Raw genomic sequence first — 23,448 nt, 5'->3', positions numbered from 1 at the left:
ATAAGAGATCACCAAAAACTAGTCGATACGGTTCTGCTCCGCGTACAGCCGCGAATAAACCCCACCGCGGGCGATCAACTCGGAGTGTGTTCCCCGCTCCACGATCGAGCCGCCGTCAACGACGAAAATCACGTCAGCCGATCGCACTGTGGACAGCCGGTGCGCCACGGCAATCGTGGTGCGCCCACGAGTCGCGGTGTCGAGTGCTCCCTGAACGGTGCGTTCAGAAATGGAGTCGAGAGCGCTTGTGGCTTCGTCAAGGATGAGCACACTGGGGTCTTTGAGTAACACGCGCGCAATGGCGATTCTCTGCTTTTCGCCGCCGGATAGCCGGTAACCCCGCTCCCCCACGATGGTCGCGTATCCCTCGGGGAACGACATGATGGTGTCGTGGATATTGGCGGCTCGCGCAGCTGCCTCCAGCTGCTCTTCGCTCGCATTGGGCCGGGCATAAGCGAGATTCTCGCCGATACTGGCGTGAAAGAGGTAAGTCTCTTGGCTGACGATTCCGATGTTCTGGATGAGGGAGTCTTGCGAAAGATCGCGCACATCGTCCCCCGCAAAGAGCACCCGGCCTGAGCTGGCCTCGTGCAGTCGTGGGATCAAGTAAGAAACGGTGGTCTTCCCGGCGCCGGAGGGGCCGACAAACGCCGCGTACTGGCCCGCTTCAATCGAGAAGCTCACGGACTCGAGGGTTGCCTTGGTGGAGGCCTCGGCATCGGGATAGCGGAAGGTGACGTTCTCGAACTCGACAGCACCCAAGGCATCTTGGCGCACAGCGTGCGCGTCGGGCTTGTCAGTGATTGCCGGTTTGAGGTCGAGGTACTCGAAGATGCGGGCAAAGAGCGCTGAGGAAGTTTGCAGGTCAAGCGCAACGCGCATGAGCCCCAGGAGGGGGAACATCAGCCGGGCTTGCACCGTCGTGAATGCCACGATCGTGCCGGCGGTCACGTCAACGTCGCCAGCGATGAGATACGCGGCGACGACATAGACGATGGCGGGAATGATTGACAGGAAGATGTTGACGGTCGCGAAGAACCACTGCCCACTCATCTGCTGGCGAACCTGCAAGTCGACCTGTTGATCGTTCTCCTGCGAGTAGCGTTCGGTCTCAACCGTTTGCTGATTGAAGCTCTTCGAGAGCAGGATGCCCGAAACGCTGAGCGACTCTTGCGTGATCGCGGTCATGTTGCTGAGCGACTCTTGCGTCTTTGTGGCGATGCGGGCGCGAACTTGGCCGACTCGACGCTGAGCGATCACGATGCCCGGCAGAACGATAATCGCGACGAGGGTGAGCTGCCAGCTGAGCACAAGCATGCTGATGAAGGCAGCGATGACGGTCACTGTGTTCCCGATGATGCTGGACACGGTGTTGTTGAGCACGCCGGCGACTCCACCGACGTCGTTCTGAAGTCTGGATTGGATGACGCCGGTTTTGGTTCGCGTGAAGAACGCGAGTTCCATCCGCTGCAGTTGATCAAATAGGCGCACCCGAAGGGCACCCATTACTTTGTTGCCGACAGTGGCGGTGAGATAGGTCTGCCAGACGCCTAGTGCCGCGGACGAAACCCAGAGCGCCACCATGATGCTGACGAGCTGAATGAGGATCGGGATGTTGGGGTCGCCAGCTGGCGGAAATAGGCCTTCATCGAATGCACGCTTGGTGAGCAGTGGCGGAAGCACGCTGATGGCAGCACCAATGAGAACGAGCGTGATGGTGAGGATGAGCGTCGCACGATGCGGCTCGAATAGTTGGGCGATCCTGCGCAGGAGGTGGGGGATCTTTGGTGCGGCCGCGTTCTCGGCTTTTTGAGCTGAGTAGTCGCCGCCGCTGACTCTGCCGCCGCGTCGGGGGCTGCCTGCTGTGCTCATAGTTCGAGACTAGTTTGCCGTTGCCCCCTTAACGGCCAATCGCACAGCGCTTGAGTGCGCTGTGCGAGAAACCGTCAAACGATGTTCGGCGGGCAACCAAGGTCACCCGCCGAACGGTCAGGATCAGCCTTTGCGAACTACCGAACGTCGTCGCGCAATACTGAACCCTACGAGCACCAATCCGAGCTGCAGGAACCCGAGTCCAGCGATTGTCGGAGCGATTGTGCTCGAGCCGGTGAATGCCAGGGTAGGCAGGTCGGGGGTAGGCAGGCTAAGGGTGGGCAGGTCTACCGTGGGCAGGTCTACCGTGGGAGGAGTCGTTGTGGGTGGCTCCTCTGGTGGCAGCGGGAAGGTCGGCAGGTCGCACTCTTCGAGCGTGACATCTCCCATGGCACTCAGCGTCTTATCGGCGTTCACGATCGAAACGGTGTAAGTGCCGCCGTTGGGAACATCAGAGAAGGTGAGCGCCTGTGTGGGCAGGTCAGCTTCGAACGTGATCGGCGCAATTCCCTCGACGGCCTTGCCGGTGGACTTGGTAACGATCGCGACCGTGTAGATCTGGCCCACAGCCAAGTCGCTCGCTGAAACCGAAACCATTGACGTGCCGAGAACGTTGCACTCGCCCTGAGCGATCATGACAATCGGGTTCTCGGGGCACGCGCTGAGGAACATATCTGCCGCAGCGGTGATCTTCGGGCTCGACTTTGTGTCGGTAACAACTACCCGATACTTGTTGTCTGGCTTGAGGCCCGTGAAGGTGAACTTCTGCTCGGCTCCGGTGCTGGAGTCGAGCTTCTGCGTTGCACCGACAGCAACGTTGTTGAGCATGAGCGCAACGGTGTAGTCGCGGCCCACAACGTAGTCGGCAACGGTTGCGGTGATCGCCGCGACGCCACCGGGCACGGTGCACTGCTCAGCAGCCAAGGTAACGGCGGTGTCCTTGGTAGCACATGGTACGAGCGTTGCCGATGCACTGTTCGTGTAGCGAGGCATGAGAACGTCTGTGACGGTCACGGTGTAGGCACCATTGGCTAGACCAGACAGTTTTTCGCTGATTCGAGATTCAGAGGCAACGAATCCACTCTTGTTTAGTACCAGCTTGCCAGCCGCGTCCGTCACAACAACGTTGTAGGTACGGCCGGGAACGAGCCCGTTGACAACAACGCTCATTTCACCGGACGTGTCTGACGACAGCGCGTCACACTGGGTCGCGGTGACTACAGGAGCAGGGATTGCGTTCGGGCAAGGTAGGAACGTGTGCGTGGTGCTCTTCAGCGGTTCCGCACCCTCCTGGCTCTTGTCTAGAACAGTGGCGTAGTAACTCCCCGAAGTCTCGACCTTGTCGGTCGACACCTGAACGCCCCAGGTATCTTTCGCCGTGATCGTCGTCTCGTAAACAACCTTGCCGGAACCAGCGTTCACGACGGTTACGTAGTACTCATGACCAATCACCAGATCGCTGAAGTTGACCTTCAAGGATACGTCTCCGCCTGGCACGGTGCACTCACAGGCGACGATCGCAATTCCTGCCACCTCCGGGCAGGCAACCGACTGAACTGACTTGCTTGCCGTGAGGTTGGTGTTGGTCGTGTCCGTGATCGTCACCGTGTACGTGGGACCAGGAGCAACCTTCGTGAAGACGTAGGTATCTACGGTCTGCGTGGGGGTGAAGGGAATAGAGCGCTTCTCACTGCCACCCGTGAGCGTCAACGTGTACTGGCGCTTAGCAACCAGATCCTTGAACTTCGCAGTAATGTCGGTCGAGCCACCAACAACTTCACAGCGCGGAGCAGAGAGGTCAATGATGCTCTGCGACGTACAGGGGGTCGAAGTCTGGGTCCACGTGCGGTTCCAGCTGGTGTGCGTGGGGTTGTTCCACGCTGTCACCGATGCAGTAAAGGTGTGAGCTTCCGTGGAGTTCGGGAACGCGAAAGTCTTCGTACCGTTCTCGCTGAACTTGAAGACTTGCTCTTCGCCGCCCTTGAGCTGGAACTTGATGAGGTTCTGCTGGCCTTCGCCATCGCGACTCGCTTCGTAATAGAGGCCAGTAACCGTCACCTCGTTGCACGAAACCTTGATGCTCGGCGTGTGCGCTTCAGCAGCAGACGATACCGAGACAACAGCGAGACCGGAACCAACAACCAGTGCAAGCGCAACTACGGCCGCGATACCGCGGGTGTCTCGAAGCGACCAGCGCTTTCGAGGCTGACCTGTGGACTTATCGAATCGGGGGGTTCGATTTACGGCGCGCCAACGCACCAAAAAGTTATTCACTTCGGGTTTCGCTCTCGGGTAGCGAGCGACTCGGAACATAATCGAACCTGATGCGCGGGGGAGCGCATCAGACCGGCGGGGGATTCCGGGTAGCTCTATCGGGTTTGTCACACGTTCGGGGGTCAAGAATGCAACGTGCCCATTATGGGGGGTTATGTTAAAGAAACGCAAGCCAGACACGCGGTGCGCGGTAGGGTTATTCATTCGCGTCACCCACCCGACTAGGCGAGAACCACGAACTCATCGAGACATTCGTTTCGAAGAGGGGGTAGAAAAATGGCGATTGCCGATGTGAGTACGCTGGAGCGCGCCTTCGCCGTGGCAAAAAACGACGAGGGCTTCACACTCGCGCTCGACGAAATCAGCACCGCTTGGCCGCAACTTGTCGCGCTACACGGCTATCGCATCCGGCAATTACTCGATTCGGCACCGCAAGAACTGTGGCACAGCGACCCATGGTTGGTCACCTGTTATGCCGCAAGTTTTCGCTCGATTGGGGCGTCCAGCCGCTCGGCAGCACTCCCCTATTTTGAGGCCGCGTTTTCGCTGCTCGATCCCACAACACCGGCGATTGTGCGCGCGACCCATCACGTTCATCACGCTGCCGCCCTGCGTTCGCTTGGCAGACTCGACGATGCCTTGGCCTCCATTTCGATTGCTAGCTCCATTGCCGACAGCACCGACGTCATCCCGCTAGCCAAACGCATCCCTCTCACTGCGGAGATCGCGCTGCACCGCGGCGCCATTTACCTTCACGGAGGCGATTTTGACCGCGCAAAGGCGGACTACCGGCTCGCCGGCTCGCTCGCAGAAACCAATTTGAGCGTCGCTGACCAACTCGACGTCTTCGGCGGCTTAGCGCTTATCCAGTTCTTGCTTGGCGACAACGAGCACGCGTTGGCTTATGTAGCGCGAGCGGAATCGACCGGCGCGAGCCCAGCGTTGCGTAACAGCCGCTTCAACGCTTCGGCAGTGCTCACCGAACTATTGATCGCGGTGAATCAACGAGGGGCTGACGCGGCCGAAGGCAAGCTTGACCGCGTTCAGTCGTGCATTGCCGAGTCAGAATGGGAGCCCCTGGGACTTTATGCTCAGGCTTACCTCGATCTGTATGTTGGCAACCCGCACGAAGGCCTTGATTTGTTGCGGGCTTCACTGCACTCACTTGACGAGTGGCAACCAATCAGCTTTGTGGCAACAGAGATTGGCGGATTGCGGGCAGCCGCCTTTCTTCAGCTCGGCGACCCCGGTGCCGCGTGGGATGTGCTTGCGCAACTGACCCCTACGCAGCATCACACCGTGTGCCCTAGTCGACTCGTGGCTCACCTGCGGTTTGTGACCGGGGACTTTCGCGGGGCGCTCGACGCTCTTGGCAGCTGCGAAGCACTCGGCGATACCCACTCGCGTCGCACTCTCGCTGACGTCTTTCTCATCAAAGCAGCCGCACTGTTCTGCCTCAACAACGACGAGAAGTCGGATGTCGCGTTCGACCGGTCTCTGCGCATTGCCGCCCGCAGCCGGCTGCACAGCCCGTTCCGGCTCGTGCCAAGCGAGACAGTGCAGTCAATGCTCACTCGAGCGTCAACTCGCAGCCAACCGCTGGAGGTCGGGGCTCTTATCAAGCGGCTAGATGGCCTCACGGTCATCCTTCGCCCCCAGGATTCATTGTCGTTGAGCGATCGCGAGCGATCAATCGCGCGGGAGCTCGTGCGCGGCAGCAGCTCAACTCAAATCGCCGAGGACCTCTACATCTCGGTGAATACTGTCAAGTCGCATCTCAAGAGCATCTACCGCAAACTTGGCGTGACTTCGCGATCGGAAGCGATTCGCAAAGCCCGCGAACTGGGCCTCCAAGTGGAGATCACCCGCGACTAACCCGCCAATCACCCTCCTAGCTGTTGCTGCGACCGATTCGCGTCGATAGATTAGGTGAACTGCTTCCGCTGGCGCCGCAATTCTTTTGCGCAGCCAGCGGTTCTCGTGCCGATATTCCGCCTCCGGAACCTGATCCCTGGTGTCAACGGAATCGGCACGTTGGTGGGGCGCTCGGCTGGTTACCAAGCGCCCCACCCCCTCTCACCTCCCCGAGGCATGCGTCACTCGACGCCTGCGCTCAGTCGGTTGCATTGGGCCTGCGTGCCTGAGGCACGGCTGTCGAGCAGCGATCGCAACTCACTGCTTGTTAACGCAGAAAGGCGCCACCCCGAAGGGTGACGCCTTTCTGGCTAAGCAGGCCTCGATTGAGGCTGAATCCCTAAGAGGGAATCGACTACTTGAGTGTTACGGTTGCGCCGGCTTCTTCGAGAGCAGCCTTTGCCTTCTCGGCAGCTTCCTTGCTTGCACCCTCGAGTACAACGCTGGGAGCGCCATCAACGACGGCCTTCGCCTCACCAAGACCGAGGCTCGTGAGGGTACGCACCTCCTTGATAACCTGGATCTTCTTCTCGCCAGCTGATTCGAGAACGACGTCGAATGAGTCCTTCTCTTCAACTTCTTCAGCAGCAGCAGCAGGCGCGGCAGCAGCAGCAACCGGAGCAGCAGCGGTAACTTCGAAGACCTCTTCGAACTTCTTAACGAAGTCGTTGAGCTCGATGAGAGTCAGTTCCTTGAAGGCCTCGATGAGGTCGTCGCTTGACAATTTCGCCATGATTTTCTCCTATATTTCTTAAGCTAATTAACCCGCGCGTTACTGCGCGGAATCCTGCTTCTCGCGCAGCGCGTCGACCGTGCGAACGGCCTGAGCGAGCGGTGCGTTGAACAGATACGCGGCGCCGAACAGTGAAGCCTTTGCTGCTCCTGCAAACTTCGCAAGGAGCACCTCCCGGCTTTCCAGATCGGCCAGCTTTGTGACCTCTGCAGCGGTGAGCGCGTTACCGTCAAAGTAACCACCCTTCACCACGAGAAGAGGATTTGCCTTGGCAAAGTCACGCATAGCCTTCGCGACGGTGACTGGGTCTCCGTGTACGAATGCGATTGCCGATGGACCAACAAGTTCCTCGTCGAATGACGAGATTCCTGCGGCGTTAGCGGCAATCTTTGTCAGCGTGTTCTTCACCACGGCGTATGTTGCGTGCTCACTGATTGACTTGCGCAGCTCCTTGAGCTGGGCAACAGTGAGTCCGCGATACTCGGTTAGCAGAACGGCGGTCGAGTTGCGGAATAGATCCGTAAGCTCGGCGACCGATGCTTCCTTGTTCGCCATGGTGCTCCCTACTGGTTGATGTGTGTCTGCCTCAGAGCCGCGCTAGCAAGAAAATGCTCTGGCTGGAAACTAAAAAAGCTCCGGCCCTTCTGCACTAACGCAGAGGCACGGAGCTGAGTTGCGGCCACACTTGGCCGAAAATCTACTTCACACACCTGCGCTGGCCTTCGTTTTCACGAACTTCGATCGCACACACTTTCGTGCCTGCGAACGACCGGCGGTCTTTGGCTTCGGTAAGACTACGGGATAGCGGGGTCCGCCGCAAATTCAGCTGCCGCGCGCACCGCGACCACAACATCGACATCGACAACGAACCCGCGAGCATTCCTACGCAGTCACACCGAGAGGTAGTTCAATCCGAAATACGGTAGTGCCAGGTTCGCTGGAAACTGTTGCCGTGCCGCCATGAGCGTGGGCGACCGCCGTGACGATCGCAAGCCCCAGCCCTGTGCTTCCGGCTGCTCGTGTGCGCGAACCATCGCCGCGCACGAATCGCTCGAACACGGTCGGTTGCAGTTCTGGAGCAATACCAGGGCCAGCGTCGCGGATTTCGATTATGGCCAGTTCGCCCTCCCGCATCAGTGCCGCCGTCACCTTCGTGCCCGCTGGAGTGTGCACCCGCGCATTGGCGAGCAGATTGGCGACCACTTGGTGCAATCGCGCACGGTCACCACTGATCGAGAAGGAATCATCCGGAATCTCTAACGCCCACTCATGGTCTGGCCCGGCCGCATGCGCGTCACTGACGGCATCGATGATGAGGCGAGAAAGATCGACAGGCTCGTGCTCGACGGCTGCCGCCTCGTCGAGTCTCGCCAAGAGCAGCAAGCTCTCGACCAATGCCGTCATCCGCACAGATTCTGCTTCGATGCGTCCGATGGCGTGAGCGACATCATCCGGAATCTCATGCCCACCACGGCGGGTCAGTTCGGCGTACCCGCGAATTGACGCGAGCGGTGTGCGCAGCTCATGGCTTGCGTCGGCAACGAACGTGCGCACCTTCTTTTCACTCGCCTCGCGAGCAGTGAGTGCGGCCGCTACATGCTCGAGAAGGCGGTTGAGGGCAGCGCCCACTTGCCCAACTTCGGTTCGCGGGTCAGCGTCATCGAGCGAGACTCGTTCAGCCAAGGCAACCGCTCCTCTGTCGAGTTGGAGTTCGCTCACCCGTGTAGCGGTACCAGCAACGCGCTCAAGAGGACGAAGCGCGAACCGCACAGCGACAGCTCCAGCGAACGCGGCAATGATGAGAGCGAGAAGCCCAATGCCGGCAACCACAATGGTCAGCTGCACCACCGTGGCACGCGCATCGTCGAGCGGCAACGCCACGACAAGAGACTCTCCAGCGAATGGAGTACCGGAGACAAGAACTCGATACTCCCCAAGGTCTCCCCCCATATTGACGGTGACCGGCTCAGCTGATTGCGTGAGCGCCGCCAGAATGGAAAGTTGATCGACAGTCAGAGGTGCAGACGCACCCCTGGCGCCCAGTACCCCCGCGGTGATCGTGCCATCGGCAGAAATCAACCCAGCAAGAGTGCCTCGCTTTGACCAGGAAGCGCGACGAAATCGCGCGCCGTCGGCGACGACTGATTATTGCCTCCTGGCCGACCATCTAGAGCGCCCTGCGAGCGGCCAGAGGCCGAGAGTAACTGGGTGTCAAGACGATTCACGAGAAAGCCTTGCAGCGCGAGAATGCTGACAACACCGATGAGCACTGCGGCGAGCGCGATAAGGGCTGCGCTGCCAATGACGAGTCGCTTACGCAGGCTAAGCCTGCGGCCGGTGCCGGGGGCTCGCACTTCACGTGGTCTCGTCATTCGGCAACCCTCAGCATGTATCCGACGCCACGCACCGTGTGGATCATTGGCGGGCCCAGAACATCAATCTTCTTGCGGAGGTAAGAAATATAGATCTCCACAACGCTCGCTCGGCCCCCAAAATCGTAGCTCCACACCCGGTCAAGAATTTGTGCCCGGCTGAGTACCCGTCGCGGGTTGCGCATGAGGTAGCGCAGCAGTTCAAATTCGGTGGCGGTGAGATCGACTTTGGTACCTGCTCTCGTTACTTCGTAGGTGCTCTCATCGAGCGTAAGGTCGCCAACTTCAATCACGGGATCAGCATCGCCGGCAATAGTGAGTGTGGATCGACGCAACAACGCTCGTAAGCGCGCAACGAGCTCTTCTAGGCTGAATGGCTTGGTTACATAGTCATCCCCGCCAACAGTGAGCCCAGCAACTCGATCCTCGACAGCATCTTTGGCTGTCAGAAAGAGAATCGGAGCTTGGATGCCGTCGGCGCGAAGTCGAGTGAGCACTGCCAGCCCATCGAGGCCCGGCATCATGATGTCAAGAACGATGACGTCGGGACGAAACTCTCGGATCGTGGTGAGTGCTTGGTTTCCGTCTGAGGCGAGCCGCACATCCCACCCTTCATAGCGAAGTGCCATCGAGAGCAGGTCGGTGAGGGAATCTTCGTCGTCAACCACCACCGCGCGAATCGCAGTGCCATCGGCACGGCTCAACCGCGGTTGCGCTTGGACCGCTGGGAGGTGATGTGACTGATTCATAGTCTCTAGTTATTCGGAGGTTTCTATGAACTGTCTGTGTACGCCTACCGGATGCCGCGACGCCAGCCTCTGGCCACGCTCACAGCTTGCTCTCAGGTTCGGCATAGCGCACTGATAGCGACTGTTCCTAAGTTTTCCCTGACCACCCGAAGCACCGAGGAGACCCATGTTCGGAACGTACCTGTATCGAGAACTCAGCAACCGACGCAAACAAACCACCATCATCGCGGCCGGCATGGCGCTCGCCATCGCCCTAGTGATGATTGTGAGCGGCGTCGCGGCTGGGGTGCGAGACGCCCAAGGGAGCGTGCTGGCATCGATTTATGGTGTCGGCACCGACATCACCGTCACTCAAGAACCTGAACAGCCCGCAGAGGGAGAAGCAGGGCAAGGCCAAGGGCAAGGCCCATCGCGCTTCGAATTTGGTGCCGAGGAAGGCGATAGCGCCGACGGCACCACTGCCCTGGCACAATCGCAACTCACTAGCGGCGCTGGGAGTACAACATTCGACGCGACCGCCCTCACCGCCGCCGCAGGACTCGACGACGTTGCAGCAGCAACCGCCACCCTCACTCTCTCTAACGTGAGCTTCTCTGGCGAGATCCCCACTGGCGACGCTGCCGCTGCAGAAGGCGCAGCGCCCGGCGCTGAGCCCGGAACCGGCGAAGCAGGCCGCGGCCCAGACGGAGCCGGCGGAAGCTCCTTCAGCGTCGACACGTTCAGCGTCACCGGAATTGATGTTGCTGGCGAAAGTGTCGGCCCCCTCACTTCAGTAGGACTCGTCGACGGTCGTGCGTTTGAGACCACCGACGCCGGTACCAACGTGGTCGTGCTTGACTCCGGATACGCTACGACGAGCGAGCTGAGTGTCGGAGACACCGTAGAGATCGGTGGTGAGGAATTCGACATCATCGGAACCGTCTCGTCGACTTCCTCAGACTCCACAACAGCATCCAACACCTACATCCCCCTCGACACCGCCCAGCGCATCTCTGGACTTGAGGATCAAATCTCGACCGTCTACGTGCAAGCCGCGTCGTCGACCGAGATCACCGCAGTTCAAGCATCACTCCAGACAGCGTTGCCGGATGCCACGGTCAAGACTCAAGAAGACCTCGCGTCGAGCGTGTCAGGATCGTTGTCAACCGCTTCCGACCTCGTCGGTAAGCTCGGAACCTGGCTGTCGATCATTGTGTTGGCTGCCGCTTTCCTCATCTCGGTACTGCTCACGACGTCTGGCGTCGCTCGACGCACCCGTGAGTTCGGCACCCTGAAGGCAATCGGTTGGAGCAATGGCGCCGTCGTGCGGCAAGTCGCCGGAGAGTCACTCGTTCAGGGTGCGATCGGTGGCGTGGTCGGCGTTGCCGTTGGGTTGCTCGGAATCTTGGCGATCAACATCGCTGCGCCCGTACTGAGCGCAAGTGCCGCAGCGACAACTGCTGTCGGTGGCGGCGCAGGCCCCGGGGGCCGCAATGGACGATTCGGTGATGCTGCAACGACCACTGCTGCAGCAACAACAGATATCGCCCTACAGATTCCGGTGACGCTCGGCATTATCGGCATTGCCGTAGCTCTGGCCATCCTCGGCGGGCTCATCGCCGGAGCATTCGGTGGATGGCGCGCAGCCCGTCTGCGCCCCGCTGAAGCTCTCCGCAGCGCCGCCTGATCCCCCGACCCGAAGACCACAAGGAGACTTTCTATGTATGAACTCAGCGAACTAACCAAGACGTACGAGACAAAGCGCGGCGTCGTCAGCGCACTCAACAAAGTGACCTTGAGCATCCCCACCGGTCAGATGGTGGCCATCCAGGGCCCCACTGGTGGCGGCAAATCGACACTATTGCAGATGTTGGGTGCACTCGAGCGTCCCACCAGCGGCGCGGTAACACTGGGCGACGATGAACTCTCCAAGATGCCGGATTCTCGACTCGCGGAGATTCGTGCCCGCACCATCGGATTCGTTTTTCAGGGCTTCAATCTCATTCCGACGCTGACAGCTCAAGAGAATGTGGAGACGGCGCTTGCCCCTCTCGGGCTTTCAAATACCGAACGTCAGCGTCGTGCAACCGAAGCACTGGAGAAGGTGGGGTTGGCCGAACGGCTCACTCACCATCCCTCTGAACTCTCGGGGGGACAGCAACAACGCGTCGCGATCGCTCGCGCCCTCGTTAAGGAACCCAAGGTACTGCTCGCCGACGAACCGACCGGAAACCTGGATGAACAGACCCGTGACGAGATCATGGATCTATTGGAGGGCCTGTGGCGCGATGAAGGACTAACACTGATCATCGTGACGCACGATTCTGCAGTGGCGAAACGCGCCGAACGCCGTCTGCAATTGAAGCACGGTGCGGTGACCGAGAAGAAGTAGTGTGAACTCGCTGTGAGTGGGCACCGCGCGAGCGACACTGACACTGGAGCGGCGCGGGTAAGTCTTACCGCGTCGCCCCGGTGACGAGCCAACGGTCGCCGTGGGCACGCAACCCCAAGGTCACTGCTCGGGCCCCGATGTAGCCCAAGCCGAAGGCGAACCACAGCGACACCAACGCCGGCACCGCAGTGAGATCGGCGGCCTGCACCCACCACAGCAGCGGCAGATAGACCGCAAGATTAATGATGCCTGTCAGAGCTAGGTAACGGGCATCCCCTGCCCCAATTAACACCCCGTCAAGTACGAAGACGAAGCCGGCGATCGGGATGCCCAAAGCCAATACGGGAAGAAGTGCGGCCAACCCGGTACGAACGTCGATATCCGAGCTGAAGATGAAACCGACCCACGGCGACATCGCCAGAACTATTAGCCCTAACAGAACGCCACTCGCGATCCCCAACTGCACGAGCCTGCGCGTGATCGCGCGGGCTTGCGGAATGTCGCTCGCTCCGAGCTCTTTTCCGATCATCGCTTGCCCGGCGATGGCCAGAGCATCGAGCACAAAGGCAAGCGTTGCGAAAATTGTGAGGGCGATCTGTACCGTCGCAAGCTCGGCTACCCCGAACCCGGTCGCGACGGCAATCGTCGCGAGCATTGCCGCGCGCAGAGAAGCGGTGCGCAGCAACAACCAAGCTCCGGCGTGCCCCGCGGTCAGCATCCCGCCCAGGTGCGGCCTGACTCTGGCCTGCTCGCGGCGCGCAATTGTCAGGAGCATCACGATGTACGCGATTGCCATTCCCCAGCTCGCCACCACGGTGCCGATCGCTGATCCGGCGAGGCCCCAGCCGAATCCATAAATGAATAGCACGTTGAGTAGGGCATTAGAGACGAAGCCGGCCACAGCGACGACGAGGGGTGTTCGCGTGTCCTGAAGACCCCGCAGCAGTCCGGATGCGGCGAAAGTGATGAGCATCGCTGGCAGACCGAGAATAGAGATGGCTAGGTACTGGTTGGCATAGTCGATGATGCTGGCGTCGGGACCGAAGAGACTGATCAGCCATGGTGTCGCGGGTATACCGATGATCACAAGCAGCACGCCCAGGACGATCGCGAGCCATACCCCGTCGACACCGGCGGCGACGGCGCGTGCGCGGTCGCCCACTCCCAACCAGCGCGCTACGGCCGGGGTGGTGGAGTATGCAAGAAAAATGAGCAGGCCGACGGCGGTTTGCAGCACTGCACTCGCGACGCTGAGGCCGCCGAGCTGGGCGCTTCCGAGATGGCCAACGAGCGCGGTGTCGGTGAGCAAGAAGACTGGCTCGGCCACGAGCGCCCCGAGTGCCGGAAGCGCTAGTCGCCGGATGTCGCGATCAAGCGGCGAACGCAACGATCTCACTGTTGGCTAGTCTGCCGACGGCTCTGTCGCGCCTGTCGGCTTAGGCGCAGCAGGCTTCTTGGCCACTGGCTTTCTTGCGGCGGGCTTGCTGGTGGCATTTGTGTTCGCGGCTGTCTTGTTGACAGTCGTGGAGCCGGATGCTGGCTGCTTCGCCACAGGTTTTTTGGCTGTCGGCTTCTTTGCCGCAGCGGCCTTTGCCGCCGGACTGCTGGTCGCTGCCGCACTAGTCGCTGCACCGGCGCTCTCCGACTTTTTCGCGGCGGTTGTCCCTGACGCAGGCTTCTTCACGGCAGACTTCTTTGCAGCTTGTTTAGTTGTAGCGGGCTTGGTTACTGCGGGCAAGGTTGTGTCAGGCTTCGTGGTGGTGGGCTTTTTAGCGGGGGTCTCGGCCTTAGCCTCAACTTTCTTTGACGCTGGTGTCTTTCTTGATGCTGGCGCTTTTTTTGCTGATGGTGCCGCCTTGTTCGTCACAGTTGGGGTCACCGCTGCAGTCGCGGAGTCACTTTCCGTAGACGCAAGATCTGCATCGAGGTGAACGCTTGTGGAGTCGCTCGCCTCGGGAGTCGCCTTATCGTGGGTCTCGCCTTTGTCTTCGACGCCACCCTCGACTTCACCCTCGTCGTCGAGCTTGTCGTCGCCGTCGGCCTTAGCCGCCAAACGTTCGCGACGTCCGCGTACCTGACCCATGATTGTGGGAATGAGCAGCGCCAACAGCAGCACACCGGCCGTCGTAGCGATCAGTACAACAGACTGCACAGAACCTTGATCAGGCTGCGGTGTTGGATCAACAATATTGACCACTCGGCTGGAGAGCATCGACTGATACTTGGCAAGAGTGAGCTCGCTTGAGACTCCGCTGTCACCCCGCACAAGTGGAGTGATTGCGCCGTCGATGAGACTGAACCAGGCACCGGTCTCGGGTTCGTGCACGAGCGTTGCGCTGGCGTCGATGTCATCAAGGGCCAACGCTGTGCCTGGGCTGCGGATGAAGTCGATCATTTCTGGCTCGACCGTGGCCGGGTCAATACCGATCATGGCAATACCGATGGGCTCTTCGCCGATTAGCACGGGAACCTTCCACCGGTTCACATACTGCACCGGTGTCTCCGTGGCCTTTCCCGCGTGATAGTCCACAGACCAGAGGAAGATTCTGTCGATCTCGCCCAGCTCAATGCCATCCGAAAAATCGAGGCCATCGCCACGCTGGTTAGCGCCGAAGTACTCTTCGAGCTCTAACACAAGACCGTCATCGGCCTGCGCGAATTGCTCAACGTCGGGAGGAATTGATCCCGTGGATGCTGCAACACCGGCAGCCGGAACGAACGTCACGAGCGCGATGAGCGCCGTCGCTGCCGTAGCGGACCACCGACGACGGCGTCTCGATGGCGACACATTATCGGTTTGACCAGCTCGCATGCGCCTATTCTGCCAGTACCCACACCCATTGGATGACGTGACGCGAAGCAATGCGTCTCATGGCGGCAGCAAATTGACCTTTCTGCGTGCTGAGAGCGCCGAGGCCGCAGAGTCGCGAGACAATGGACGAGTGACTATGCAACCGGAACTCGATCTCTGGGAACCGATTGCGCCCAATCATCGGGACCGAGTTGTTGCTCACTCTGAAGATCGAGTGGCCTGGTTGCGTGCCAGAAGCCGCGGTGTGACCGCCACGGATGCCGCTCGCTTAGCGACCGAACAGTCACTTCGTGGTGTTGTCGAGAGCAAGCTTCTCGGCTCGGGATTCACCGGAAATGCGTTCACCGATCACGGTCGCTTGCGGGAGCCAGAGATCGCTCGTTGGGTGTTGGCTCAGCATGGCATCCAGGCAAGTTCTGCGCTCTATCACGCGCATGATCAACCACTGCACTTAGCTACGCCCGACGGCGTAGCGGTGATCGATGGTGCTGTCGTGCTGTCAGAGATCAAGACGACTCAGAAGGCGTGGCGGAGCATCCCACGCTCGTATCTGCGTCAAGTCTGGTGGCAACAGTATGTGTTGGGTGCCGATCGCACGCTTGTGGTGTGGGAACAGCATGACGATTTTGTTCCCGTGCATGCGGAACCGAAGTACCTCTGGGTTGACCGCGACGAAGACCAGATCCATGTTTTGGTCGGCCTTGCCGACCGTCTGCTTAACCTGATGAAGGCTCCGCGGTAGCGCTGGCTGTGCACCAGTTGCTCACCACGCCACGCAACTAGTGCGGGGGCGCACCTCTCAGCTGGAGCGGTCGCGCGCCAGCTTTCGGGCAGCGATGACGGTGCCGAGCATCATGAGCCAGGCGATCGCAATAGTGGTTGCCACAAACTCAAGCCTGCTGCCCAACACGGTCTGAAAACGAAAGAGCGAGAAAAGCCCGCCGGTGCCTGCTATCGCGGCCACAGCGATGGCCGTAATCAGCGACATTCGCGCCAGAATCCGATGCTCGCGAGCGAACGACGTTTGGATCATTGCCCAGCACGCTGCGGCAAAAGCGATGACCGCGGCGAGGGTGTGGGTGAAGTCTTGCCACGTAAAGGTAGGGCCGTAGGGCAGTGGGCAGCCTGAAGTGCAGGTGACCTGCGATGCGACGAGAAAGAATCCGCAGCCGACCCACAATGACAGCGCGGGCGAGCCGAACGCGAGCAATGGTGGCCATGCCCGAACGCGGCGAGCAGCCCACGCCACGGCGGAACCGCCCAACACGATGAGTAGCAACGCAATCTCAAAGGCGGCGGCAGTCGGCTCCCCTTCGGCACCGAGCTCGCTGACGTAAAGTTCGCGCGGAATAGCAAGTCGCGACATCCAAATAAGAACTAGGGCAACGCCAACAGCGATGCTGCCAAGAACGGCGGCATAACCTTCGACGGCCTCGAGAGAGATACGCTGCGGCTCAACAACGGTCATTTCTTAGGCGCTTTCGACGTGGCGGGTGAAAATTCGTTCACGAACATAATCGTCTTCCCACCGTTCCCCCACCAAAAACTTTTTGGTGCCGACGAGTTGAAAGCCCATCTTCTCGTAGAAACGATTGGCACGGACGTTTTCTTGATTAACTCCAAGCCACATGGCGGCGAAACCTTGAGTCTGGGCGCGCGAAATACCGCCCGCGATGAGTTCACGTGCCACCCCAGCACCATGGAATTCAGCGAGAACGTAGCACTTGCTCAGCTCGATCGTAGGTCGCACCGTTAGCGCGTGTGCGACATCCGGATCTCGGGGTTCGTCGGTGCAGAAAAGCGCGTAACCTGCCGGCTGACCGTCAACTTCAGCGATAAGCGTTTGGCGGGCGTCATCGTTGAGGTAACCCCGAAACGATTCCGCGGAGAGATGTTCGGCGATGAACTTCGCAATGGCGTCTGCGGTAGTGGTCGACGGGCAGGCGAGCGGAAACGTCTGGCGAGCGAGCTCTTGAAGAAGTTCAACGTCGGTCAGCATGGCAGAGCGAACGGTCACGGTCACGAAAAACTCCTCCGGAATGCACAAACGGGGACCGGCAGAAGCCGGCCCCCGTTCATTTAAGCAGTATTAGATCGAGTTGATGTCGACCGGGATACCAGGACCGAAGGTCGTGGAAACCGTTGCTTTGGTGATGTAGCGGCCCTTTGACGAGCTGGGCTTGGCGCGAACGATCTCGTCGAGCGCTGCCTTGATGTTCTCGTCGAGCTGCTCAGCGGTGAACGCCGTCTTGCCAACAATGAAGTGCACGTTGGAGTGCTTGTCGACACGGAATTCAATCTTTCCGCCCTTGATCTCCGATACAGCCTTAGCAGTGTCAGGAGTAACCGTTCCGGTCTTCGGGTTTGGCATGAGGCCACGTGGGCCAAGAACCTTACCCAAACGACCAACCTGGCCCATGAGCTCGGGGGTCGAAACTGCTGCGTCGAAAGCGGTGTAGCCAGCAGCCACCTTTTCGATGAGCTCCGAGCCACCAACCTCGTCAGCACCAGCAGCAAGAGCTGCCTCGGCTGCAGGACCGGTTGCGAAAACGATAACGCGAGCAGTCTTACCCGTGCCGTGAGGCAGGATAACGGTGCCACGAACCATCTGGTCAGCCTTGCGAGGGTCTACACCCAAGCGAAGAGCAACCTCAACGGTTGAATCAAACTTCTTCGAGCCGGTCTCGCGAGCAACAGCTACAGCCTCGGTAGGTGTGTAGAACTTGCCCTCTTCGAGCTTGTCGGTGGCAGCCTTGTATGCCTTGGAATTCTTGGACATTATGCCTCCACCGTGATTCCCATCGAGCGAGCGGTGCCCGCGATGATCTTCATTGCGCCGTCGACGTCGTTGGCGTTGAGGTCAGCCATCTTCTGCTCGGCGATCGTACGAACCTGGTCTTTAGTGAGCTGCGCAACCTTAACGGAATGCGGCGTGCCCGAACCCTTTGCAACTCCAGCAGCCTTCTTGATGAGCTCTGCTGCCGGCGGGGTCTTGAGGATGAACGTGAATGAACGGTCCTCGTACACGGTGATCTCAACCGGGATAACGTTTCCACGCTGTGCCTCGGTTGCGGCGTTGTACGCCTTGCAGAACTCCATGATGTTAACGCCGTGCTGACCAAGCGCAGGCCCGATGGGCGGTGCGGGGTTAGCGGCGCCGGCTTGGATCTGAAGCTTGATCAGACCTGTAACCTTCTTTTTCGGTGCCATTGTGTTTCCTTTTCAGTACGAACTGACCCGTGTGGCCAGCTCTCCCGCACCCGGAGGGCGCGGTGGTTTTTTAGGGGCGTAAGCCCTTAAAGCTTGGTGACCTGGTCGAAGCTGAGCTCGACCGGGGTCTCGCGCTCGAACAGGGAAACCAGAACGATGAGCTTTCCGCTCTCGGCCTTGATCTCGCTGATCGAACCAGGCAGGCCCGCGAACGAACCTTCCTTGATCGTGATGGTCTCGCCGATTTCGAAATCGATCTCGGCAGGAATCGAACGCGCTGCAGTCTTGCCCTTAGCGGACGAGCCTTTAGTAGCGGGAGCTTCAACGATTTCAACGAGGCTCTTCAGCATGTTGAAAGCTTCTTCGAAGCGAAGGGGAACGGGGTTGTGCGCGTTGCCCACGAAGCCGGTGACTCCGGGAGTGTGGCGAACAACCGACCAGCTGTCTTCGTTGAGGTCCATACGAACCAGAACGTAGCCGGGGATGCGAACGCGGTTGACGAGCTTGCGCTGGCCATTCTTGATCTCGACAACATCTTCCATCGGAACCTCAACCTGGAAGACGTAATCTTCCATAGCCATGGATACCTTGCGGTTTTCAATGTTGTGCTTGACGCGCTTCTCGAAGCCGGCGTAGGAGTGGATGACGTACCACTTACCTGGCTGGAGACGTAGGTCCATACGGAATTCGGCGTAAGGGTCAACCTCTGCACCTTCAGCTTCAGCGTCGTCTGCAGCTTCGTCATCAGTGGCGGCAACGGAGGCGTCAGCTTCAGCAGCATTATCGACATCAAGCGCGTCGTTTACTTCAGCATCTGCTTCGGGGTCAACTGCCGCATCCAGAGCTTCAAGGAGGCCAGCAAGATCAGCGTCGACATCGGCAGAACTGCCCTCAACGTGCATTGCCTGGTGCTCAGCGGAATCCTCTGAACGCTCTGCCTCAGCCAGGGTGTTGCCCGTCTGAGCCTCATCCTCCTCGGAGGACTGCTCTGCTGCCGTAGCGAGCTCGGAGTCTTCGCGATGGTTCTCGGACACTAAATCTCTTTTCGTTGCTCTGCGTTTCGGCCGTAGCCAATGCTTTTTGTGAAAGTCGGAAGAAGGAAGGGCTAAACCACTAAGTCAGGGTTGCCAAACAGGAAGTTAACCAAGGCGCTAAATCCGAAGTCGAGGGCGGAAACGATGCCCATCATGATGACGACGAAAACAAGAACGACGAGAGTAAAGCTGACCAGTTCACGCTTCGTTGGCGTGACGACCTTCTTGAGCTCGTTAATTACTTGGCGGATAAAGAGTGCCATGCGCCCGAAGGGTCCACGACGTTGCTCGCTGTCCTTCTTCGCCTTGGCGACGACGTCCTCGCTGGGCTCGTCTACGTCTTTCTTGGCCACTCTTAGTTACCTTCCGATACTTCGGCTTGCTCGACCCGACCCGTGAAACACGGACTGGGACTTGCAGGGCGGACAGGACTCGAACCTGCAACCTGCGGTTTTGGAGACCGCTGCTCTACCAATTGAGCCACCACCCTTTGCGAAAGATTTGCACCTTTCACAGCAACACCTTCGCACAATCACACCGCGACATCCACATCGAAATGTGAGGCGCAGGCGCGCAAAAGCATTGCAGTTATCAACAACCTGAACAAGTGTACGTCATCCTGACGGCTAACGCAGTTCGGACACCGTGCGCCCACTCGCTCACGGTGAAAGAAGGGTGCGCTCGGGGTCGCTGCACTGGGCTGAAGCTTCGACGTTTCAGCCCAGTGCTCGCTTTTCGCGCCCGCTGCTGCTCTACTGCTGCTCTACTGCTGCGCGGCGGCGTACAGCTTCTAGTCGGTTTCCTCCGGACGTCGTCGCTTCTGGACCGCCAGCGCGATAAAGGCGACGATGACCAGACCGGCTCCAAGGATCGCAAGGGCGACCTGTTGTTGCTCAAGGAAGCCGCGCCCGCCGAGCAAACCTTGGACTTGGCTTACGATGCTGAGCACGATGAGCAGAAGCCCCCCAGACGCTGCGGTAATCTGGACGATTCTCATAGCGGCCAGCAGGTCCACAGCACCCAGTTGTAGTTCAGCTGGGCCCCGTTGCCATTAATGTTGCACACCTGCAATGCACCAGAGGCGGCGATGAGACCGATTGCCACCCCGCCCGAAGCGAGCGCACCCGTGGTGCTAATGGGGAAGCCTTCGACGTTGACCGCCAAGAGCGCCGCAATTGAACCGGCGCCGGCGCTTCCGGTCAGAGCAAGCGTCGAGAGTCGATCCATCGTGTCCTCAGGCAACGTCATGTGCACGCCCCATGCGTCCTGCCAGATCCGGCCGGTTGCCGCAGCAGTCGCTTGACGGTCGTGGACTTCGGCGGACGGCGTACTTGTTAGACCGTCCGCAGCGATCACCGTGCCACCGGAGCGGGCGAATTCGGCCGCGAACCGCTCGCCAACGTCACTGTTCGCAGCCTCGGCCGGCACGTTCCTCGCATCGTATGTGGATGTTGCTTGATCGACACCGACTGTGAGCTGGTCGATGGTCGCCGCAATGGCGGCGTCTTCCGGTGACCACTCGGCACTCTGCCGGGTGTCGAGTGTGCTGACCTGCGACTGCTCCGCGGTCGCGGGTGTGGCAGCGAATACTGGCGCCGCCATCGTTGACAACAACGCAACTGCGGTGACAGTGGCTCCCGCAGCTAGACCTATTTTGGCTTTCTTCATGATCGTTTTACCTTCATTCTCTTCGTTCCTTTCGGCACTCGTCGAGTGATGGATCTGGCGAGGCTACGAGGTTCGGCCGACCAATGTCAACGACAGGTGAGCGCTGCTCAGCTCGCGCTCAGCTAACTTTTTTGAAAAACATCTGAGAAGCCGCGTCATAACCGACCGGGGTCGCAGTCTCTCTATACAAGCGGGGCGAGCCACCCCTCTAAACCGGCAGAACCAGAACAACAAATTCGGGCAACACCACGCGGGACCTAACCATCTCGCCGCATAACTAAAAACATCACCACCAAATGGGCAAGCGAAACTGAGATCAGGCAGTAGTTCGTGGCACAACCCTCAAGTTGGCCTCATCGTCGTATCAGTTTCCTTTTCCCCACAGGATCAGGAAGGTACCAGTCGTGTTTACACAACACATCCCGCGCACTGGGAAGCCAGTCGGGAACACCACGCACACCCCAGTAGTCCGTTTCGGAGCGGCCCTGGGAACCGCAGCCCTCGTAGCGGGCTTCACATTCATTACCCCAGTCGCGGCGAGCGCCGAAGAGACAAACGGAGCCTCTTACGCTTACGCCGAGTTCCTTTCCGGCAGCATCCTCGGCACCGACCTGAGCAACATTGCCGGTCTCGGCCAAGTAGCAGCCACCAACGACGGCACGCAGTCGCTCCAAGTCAACCGTGACCCTCTCGTTCTTGACGCACTCGGCGCCACAGTGCTGAACCTGCCAAGCGGAATCCAACTTCCCATGGTTGACGTCATCGATGCTGGTGGCATCAACCAGTACGCACAGGCGGGTAAAGACGGCGAATCATTCGCCTCAACCGGCGCCATTCACGATGACGGTGGAATCGGCATCGGTAATGTCGCTGCTGGCCCCGCCGGCGACCTCACCCTCGACCTCGACACGCTGCTCGGCAACGAGTTCACTGCAGTACTTACCGACCTCAAACTTGATTTGGATGCGGTTGCGGCTCGCGCCGACGGTTCGATGACGTCAGCATCGGGTGACTACACCATCGCCGACGCGACGCTCAGCTTCACGAGCCCCGCCATTAGCAAATTGACCAGCAAGGTCACTAACGCGCTCAGCGGAGTCAACGGGCAACTGGTCAGCCTTGGCGGTGACGACGGTGCGCTCGGAAACTCCATTGACGGCATCCTCGATCCCACACTTGGTGTTCTTGGATCATCAGCAGACGTCAAAGTGCTCATTACCGCTGACCTAGAGAACGCAGTCAAGAATCTGCTGAAGGGCAGTTACGGCGACGGTGCGGTTACCTTCAACCTGGAGACCGGCGCGGTGATGGTTGACCTCGAAGCCCTGTTGGGTAAAGACCTCAACAACCTCGCCCCTAACAGCGAGCTGCTGACCGACGCCGTCGTCAACAAGATTCTTAACGGCATCACTACTACGGTTGCCACCCTCGCCGACGACATCGTCGATCGGGTAGAACTCGCACTACGCAATGCTCGGGTTGAAGCATCCGCAACACTCAACTTGCTGACACCACAGGCTCCAACGCAAAGCAACGTGTGCCGCCAGATTCAGGTCCCGATCATCGGCGACATTCTTACGGGAGACTCGTCTGGCGGTGGCCTGCTCAACGGTGGTCTTCTTGGTGGACTACTCGGAGGCGTGACGCAGGGCGTTACCCAGGGCATCATCGGCTACACAACTGACACCGTGTGCGAACTCGTCAGCACCGTTCTTCCTGACCTCCGCAGTACCGTCGACGTGCGCATCGTTGGCACCGTAAACGACCTCATCAACGGAACGGCAGTAGAAGCGAAAGCAAACGTCTCCCTCCTCGGGGGAACCATCGCCACCGACCTGAACGTAAAGACCCTGATCGGCAGCCTAGGCAAGAGCCTCAACAGCTCACTCTTCGCGAACGGTGGAGTCGTGACATCCCTCGTCAACAACCTCAACACTGGGTTAGTGAACCCCGCCGTCACTGGCCTTCTCGGAGACACCGGAGTATCGACAGTGCTGAAGGATCTCGTCTCGATCAAGGTCAACGTTCAAGAACAGCTCACGTCAAACGGAGATGTCACCGGCAATATGTTCAGCGAAACCGCTGTACGAGTCGCCGTCGGCAATGGACGCCTCATGACCCTCAACGTTGCGACCGCAACAGTCGGCCCCAACGTGTTGTCAGTCGTTGATCCCGGATGCACCGAAAACTGTGGCACCGGTGATCCCGACGGCGACCCCGACCCCTGCGTGGGTCTTTGTCTCCCCGGTCTGGACTTTCCGGAACTCCCGACCTCTGCCCTCGGTGGGCAGCTCGCATACACCGGTGCCGGTGTTGCGACGCTCATCGCCCTCATCGTCGCGTTGTTGGCAGCGGGTGCCTACTTCGCGCGCGAAGGTTATCTACGTACACACCCCAAGTCCTAGCTCTCGGACTGCGTAGATAACTCACAGCGGCCGG

General features: G+C 59.5%; 22 protein-coding genes and 1 tRNA gene. 5 read left to right on the top strand and 18 right to left on the bottom strand.

Annotated elements, in window-relative coordinates:
- Positions 1 to 18 precede the first annotated feature (18 nt).
- Both ON14_RS12505 and ON14_RS12500 read right to left on the bottom strand, forming a co-directional pair.
- On the bottom strand, positions 19 to 1,872 hold the full coding sequence (locus tag ON14_RS12505; protein ID WP_010205585.1) for an ABC transporter ATP-binding protein: 1,854 nt from the start codon (positions 1,870 to 1,872) through the stop codon (positions 19 to 21).
- Between the two features lie 123 nt (positions 1,873 to 1,995).
- Complete coding sequence (locus tag ON14_RS12500; RefSeq protein WP_010205584.1) at positions 1,996 to 4,185, bottom strand: hypothetical protein; 2,190 nt, start codon at positions 4,183 to 4,185, stop codon at positions 1,996 to 1,998.
- A 237-nt stretch (positions 4,186 to 4,422) separates the two neighbouring features.
- On the opposite strand from ON14_RS12500, the gene ON14_RS12495 reads away from it, so the two are divergent.
- On the top strand, positions 4,423 to 6,021 hold the full coding sequence (locus ON14_RS12495) for a response regulator transcription factor (RefSeq protein ID WP_010205583.1): 1,599 nt from the start codon (positions 4,423 to 4,425) through the stop codon (positions 6,019 to 6,021).
- A gap of 394 nt (positions 6,022 to 6,415) precedes the next feature.
- Here the strand turns inward: ON14_RS12495 and rplL are convergent, their stop codons facing one another.
- The 5 genes from rplL to ON14_RS12475 form a co-directional block, all read right to left on the bottom strand.
- A complete protein-coding gene (gene rplL / locus ON14_RS12490; RefSeq protein WP_010205582.1) occupies positions 6,416 to 6,793 on the bottom strand; it encodes a 50S ribosomal protein L7/L12 in 378 nt (125 codons plus the stop codon).
- A gap of 39 nt (positions 6,794 to 6,832) precedes the next feature.
- Positions 6,833 to 7,348 (bottom strand): 50S ribosomal protein L10, encoded by a 516-nt coding sequence (gene rplJ / locus ON14_RS12485; protein ID WP_010205581.1) that lies wholly within the window; start codon positions 7,346 to 7,348, stop codon positions 6,833 to 6,835.
- A 327-nt stretch (positions 7,349 to 7,675) separates the two neighbouring features.
- Positions 7,676 to 8,872 carry a sensor histidine kinase gene (locus ON14_RS12480; RefSeq protein WP_237719735.1) on the bottom strand — a complete coding sequence of 399 codons (1,197 nt, stop codon included), beginning with the start codon at positions 8,870 to 8,872 and terminating at the stop codon, positions 7,676 to 7,678.
- Complete coding sequence (locus ON14_RS15995; RefSeq protein WP_141630056.1) at positions 8,869 to 9,165, bottom strand: hypothetical protein; 297 nt, start codon at positions 9,163 to 9,165, stop codon at positions 8,869 to 8,871. Before ON14_RS15995 ends, ON14_RS12480 begins: the two co-directional genes overlap by 4 nt.
- Positions 9,162 to 9,914 carry a response regulator transcription factor gene (locus ON14_RS12475; protein ID WP_026037725.1) on the bottom strand — a complete coding sequence of 251 codons (753 nt, stop codon included), beginning with the start codon at positions 9,912 to 9,914 and terminating at the stop codon, positions 9,162 to 9,164. Before ON14_RS12475 ends, ON14_RS15995 begins: the two co-directional genes overlap by 4 nt.
- Before the next feature lie 166 nt (positions 9,915 to 10,080).
- Here ON14_RS12475 and ON14_RS12470 point away from each other — a divergent pair, with 166 nt between their 5' ends.
- Both ON14_RS12470 and ON14_RS12465 read left to right on the top strand, forming a co-directional pair.
- Complete coding sequence (locus ON14_RS12470) at positions 10,081 to 11,580, top strand: ABC transporter permease (protein WP_010205578.1); 1,500 nt, start codon at positions 10,081 to 10,083, stop codon at positions 11,578 to 11,580.
- A gap of 33 nt (positions 11,581 to 11,613) precedes the next feature.
- On the top strand, positions 11,614 to 12,285 hold the full coding sequence (locus tag ON14_RS12465; RefSeq protein WP_010205577.1) for an ABC transporter ATP-binding protein: 672 nt from the start codon (positions 11,614 to 11,616) through the stop codon (positions 12,283 to 12,285).
- A 64-nt stretch (positions 12,286 to 12,349) separates the two neighbouring features.
- On the opposite strand, the gene ON14_RS12460 is transcribed toward ON14_RS12465, so the two are convergent.
- Together ON14_RS12460 and ON14_RS15275 are read right to left on the bottom strand one after the other, a co-directional pair.
- The gene (locus tag ON14_RS12460) at positions 12,350 to 13,681 is read right to left on the bottom strand and encodes an MATE family efflux transporter (RefSeq protein ID WP_010205576.1); all 1,332 of its coding nucleotides are present in this window, start codon (positions 13,679 to 13,681) and stop codon (positions 12,350 to 12,352) included.
- A 6-nt stretch (positions 13,682 to 13,687) separates the two neighbouring features.
- A complete protein-coding gene (locus tag ON14_RS15275) occupies positions 13,688 to 15,097 on the bottom strand; it encodes a hypothetical protein (RefSeq protein ID WP_050993057.1) in 1,410 nt (469 codons plus the stop codon).
- Positions 15,098 to 15,233: 136 nt separating this feature from the next.
- Here ON14_RS15275 and ON14_RS12450 point away from each other — a divergent pair, with 136 nt between their 5' ends.
- Positions 15,234 to 15,839: a YqaJ viral recombinase family protein gene (locus ON14_RS12450; RefSeq protein ID WP_039742823.1), complete on the top strand. Its 606-nt coding sequence runs from the start codon at positions 15,234 to 15,236 to the stop codon at positions 15,837 to 15,839.
- A 57-nt stretch (positions 15,840 to 15,896) separates the two neighbouring features.
- Here the strand turns inward: ON14_RS12450 and ON14_RS12445 are convergent, their stop codons facing one another.
- From ON14_RS12445 to ON14_RS12405, 9 genes are all read right to left on the bottom strand, one after another.
- A complete protein-coding gene (locus ON14_RS12445; protein ID WP_010205569.1) occupies positions 15,897 to 16,565 on the bottom strand; it encodes a DUF998 domain-containing protein in 669 nt (222 codons plus the stop codon).
- A 3-nt stretch (positions 16,566 to 16,568) separates the two neighbouring features.
- Complete coding sequence (locus ON14_RS12440; protein WP_010205568.1) at positions 16,569 to 17,120, bottom strand: GNAT family N-acetyltransferase; 552 nt, start codon at positions 17,118 to 17,120, stop codon at positions 16,569 to 16,571.
- Between the two features lie 66 nt (positions 17,121 to 17,186).
- A complete protein-coding gene (rplA, locus tag ON14_RS12435) occupies positions 17,187 to 17,876 on the bottom strand; it encodes a 50S ribosomal protein L1 (protein ID WP_010205567.1) in 690 nt (229 codons plus the stop codon).
- Positions 17,876 to 18,307 (bottom strand): 50S ribosomal protein L11, encoded by a 432-nt coding sequence (rplK, locus tag ON14_RS12430; protein WP_010205565.1) that lies wholly within the window; start codon positions 18,305 to 18,307, stop codon positions 17,876 to 17,878. Before rplK ends, rplA begins: the two co-directional genes overlap by 1 nt.
- Before the next feature lie 86 nt (positions 18,308 to 18,393).
- A complete protein-coding gene (gene nusG / locus ON14_RS12425) occupies positions 18,394 to 19,341 on the bottom strand; it encodes a transcription termination/antitermination protein NusG (protein ID WP_010205563.1) in 948 nt (315 codons plus the stop codon).
- Between the two features lie 71 nt (positions 19,342 to 19,412).
- Positions 19,413 to 19,694 (bottom strand): preprotein translocase subunit SecE, encoded by a 282-nt coding sequence (gene secE, locus ON14_RS12420; protein WP_010205562.1) that lies wholly within the window; start codon positions 19,692 to 19,694, stop codon positions 19,413 to 19,415.
- Positions 19,695 to 19,758: 64 nt separating this feature from the next.
- Positions 19,759 to 19,831, bottom strand: a tRNA-Trp gene (locus ON14_RS12415).
- Between the two features lie 300 nt (positions 19,832 to 20,131).
- A complete protein-coding gene (locus tag ON14_RS12410) occupies positions 20,132 to 20,338 on the bottom strand; it encodes a hypothetical protein (RefSeq protein ID WP_141630055.1) in 207 nt (68 codons plus the stop codon).
- Positions 20,335 to 21,009, bottom strand: a complete 675-nt coding sequence (locus ON14_RS12405) for a hypothetical protein (RefSeq protein ID WP_010205554.1) — start codon at positions 21,007 to 21,009, stop codon at positions 20,335 to 20,337. Before ON14_RS12405 ends, ON14_RS12410 begins: the two co-directional genes overlap by 4 nt.
- A gap of 404 nt (positions 21,010 to 21,413) precedes the next feature.
- Between ON14_RS12405 and ON14_RS12400 the strand changes: the two genes are divergently transcribed.
- Positions 21,414 to 23,414 carry a choice-of-anchor G family protein gene (locus ON14_RS12400; RefSeq protein ID WP_010205553.1) on the top strand — a complete coding sequence of 667 codons (2,001 nt, stop codon included), beginning with the start codon at positions 21,414 to 21,416 and terminating at the stop codon, positions 23,412 to 23,414.
- Positions 23,415 to 23,448: the final 34 nt, after the last annotated feature.

Source organism: Salinibacterium sp. PAMC 21357, from assembly GCF_000247645.1.
Taxonomy (GTDB): Bacteria; Actinomycetota; Actinomycetes; order Actinomycetales; family Microbacteriaceae; genus Rhodoglobus.
Note: the sequence above shows the minus strand (reverse complement) of the source record. Positions and strands in the feature narration are given on the sequence as shown.